Raw genomic sequence first — 859 nt, 5'->3', positions numbered from 1 at the left:
TGCAATGCCTGGGTCAACGAACCGGCATGCCCGGCCACCGCCTGGGGCGAGCGGCCGTACAAGGCCATCAGCCGTTGGTGGGAATCATGCTGCGGGCAGGTGATCCAGTCTCCGATCGGCGCCCAGGCCTGCTCCTTGCCGCCCGCCGCCATCGGGTGCGCAATCGGCAGTGCCATCACGTAGGACTCTTCCCAAAGCGGCAGGAATAATTCGTCCTCGCAGCACATTTCCTCTACCGCCAGGCGCCCTTCTCCTTCGCAGCCTTCCTGCAAGGTCAGCAGCAAACCCGGCAGGCCCTGGTGCGCCATGCGCAGGAAAGTTTCGATCTGACTGTCGGCAATATCGCCTTCCACACCCAGTTCCAGGGCGATGCGGTTTTCGCGCCCGCGAAACAAGCGGCTCAATGCGTCGGCCTCGGCCACCATGCGCCGGGCTTGCGGGTACAGCACCCGCGCCTCGTCACTGACCTCGACCCCACGAGGCTGGCGCAGAAACAGCGCCACGCCCAGTTCTTCTTCCAGTTGCTTGATGGTCACCGACAACGTCGGCTGGCTGATGAACAGGCGCTGGGCGGCGGCGGTGATATTGCGTTCCTCGAATACCGCGAGAAACGCCTTGAGATGACGCACATCCATAGTTAATACCGATGACAGACAGAGGAATAAGGCATTTTTCAGCCAACCGAGGGCTAAATATACTGCGCTCCACGTTCAGTTATTTGTTTTTCTTATTTCAGGAGTTCCACCATGAGCAAGCCATTGATCATCATCACCGGCGCCAGTTCGGGCATTGGCGAAGCGACTGCGCGCTTGCTGTCGGCCGCCGGCCACCCGCTGTTGCTGCTGGCCCGCCGCATCTA

Annotated in this window: 1 protein-coding gene and 1 pseudogene; one reads left to right on the top strand and one right to left on the bottom strand. The window is 61.0% G+C overall.

Annotation, left to right across the window (positions count from 1 at the left end; translation table 11 throughout):
* The coding region (locus HX846_RS38455) for a LysR family transcriptional regulator (RefSeq protein WP_178967607.1) at positions 1-635 on the bottom strand (635 nt) is incomplete at its 3' end.
* A gap of 111 nt (positions 636-746) precedes the next feature.
* Between HX846_RS38455 and HX846_RS38450 the strand changes: the two are divergent.
* A pseudogene (locus HX846_RS38450) lies at positions 747-859 on the top strand (oxidoreductase); the annotation flags it as partial.

Source organism: Pseudomonas sp. K5002 (assembly GCF_013386655.1).
Taxonomy (GTDB): Bacteria; Pseudomonadota; Gammaproteobacteria; order Pseudomonadales; family Pseudomonadaceae; genus Aquipseudomonas.
This window is presented reverse-complemented; position numbering and strand designations above follow the sequence as displayed.